The 1,115-nt window shown below is 32.2% G+C and carries 2 protein-coding genes; one reads left to right on the top strand and one right to left on the bottom strand.

Going from position 1 to position 1,115, the window contains the following annotated elements; all coding sequences use genetic code 11:
• Positions 1 to 147 precede the first annotated feature (147 nt).
• Positions 148 to 351, bottom strand: a complete 204-nt coding sequence (locus HMPREF9171_RS102790; RefSeq protein WP_000658998.1) for a hypothetical protein — start codon at positions 349 to 351, stop codon at positions 148 to 150.
• 94 nt (positions 352 to 445) lie between these two features.
• Between HMPREF9171_RS102790 and HMPREF9171_RS102795 the strand changes: the two genes are divergently transcribed.
• Positions 446 to 1,087 carry a hypothetical protein gene (locus tag HMPREF9171_RS102795; RefSeq protein ID WP_001008979.1) on the top strand — a complete coding sequence of 214 codons (642 nt, stop codon included), beginning with the start codon at positions 446 to 448 and terminating at the stop codon, positions 1,085 to 1,087.
• Positions 1,088 to 1,115: the final 28 nt, after the last annotated feature.

Below are 1,115 nucleotides of genomic sequence, written 5' to 3'. Positions count from 1 at the left end.
ATATTTCAGCGACGGCTGCAAGCGATACGCTTTATCTAATTTCGTTAACAACCGAAGCTATCGCTGAACTTGAAAAACAAGACCAAGCCAAGACTTTATCTGGCAGGATAGAATATTGGCTTGAGTTTGCTAAGAAAATAAAGGATGCTATCCCTTTTGCTTAGAAGCTTTTTCGGACAACGCTTTATCTTTTAAGTGTTTGAGTCCAAATGGATCTGATTGAATATCTAATATTATTTTTTCCATTTGTTCCATGTTTTGTTTCATTTCTTCTCTGTAAGAATTTTGAGCTTTGAATTCAGTCGCAATGGATTCAAGGCTTTTTGCTATACTTGACAAAATTTCTTTCATAATTCCCCACCTCCTTTCTAATTTGGAATTATCTAAAACAACATAGCTTTAAAATTTTCTGTGGTATAATTTAAATAAAAATTGTGAGGTTGAAATGAATTTTTTTAATTTTTTATTGTGTGTTTTTAAGTTTACAAGTGAATATCTAATAAAAAATTGGATAGCTTTAATAGCTCTGTTTCTATCTTATTCAAACTACCGAAGAAATAACTTACAAGTCGAGTTAATTGCTGCTCCTGTTTCAGATTGGATTTTGAGCGTTATTTTAGACAACGGTGAAAGCATATATAATCCAAATGGTACATTAAGAGCTAACATTAAAATCATCAATCCTTCTAATGTTGATGTAAGCTACTTCGACTTGATTGTTTTTGATAAAAACAGAAAATATCAGCATTATTACCAAAAGCAAAATAATATAATTAACGATTTAACAGGTAGAGAGGCTATAGCCGCAGTACAGCCTGATGGCAATACAATCCTTATCGAGGTTCCAGAGGCAGATTGTGGAGTATTAAAAGCCCACAGTATGACAAGGATGGATTTAATCATACAAACATCTGAAATCACAGATAGACTCTTTGTTGCTTTTAAAGTAGCTAAAAAGAAAAAACTATTTAAAGCTAATAAAGCAGGATATGTTAATTCACCTTATCAATCATTTTCTGCGTCATTCCCTGTGGAATTATCAAAAAAACCGCACTACGAGGATATCCTAAAAGATTTGCATGAGTGAGAGCAGATTTTCTTGTGTGAAATATCTT

This window comes from Streptococcus agalactiae ATCC 13813 (assembly GCF_000186445.1).
Taxonomy (GTDB): Bacteria; Bacillota; Bacilli; order Lactobacillales; family Streptococcaceae; genus Streptococcus; species Streptococcus agalactiae.
The sequence above is the reverse complement of the archived record's forward strand: the minus strand, read 5'-3'. Positions and strand labels throughout refer to the sequence as shown.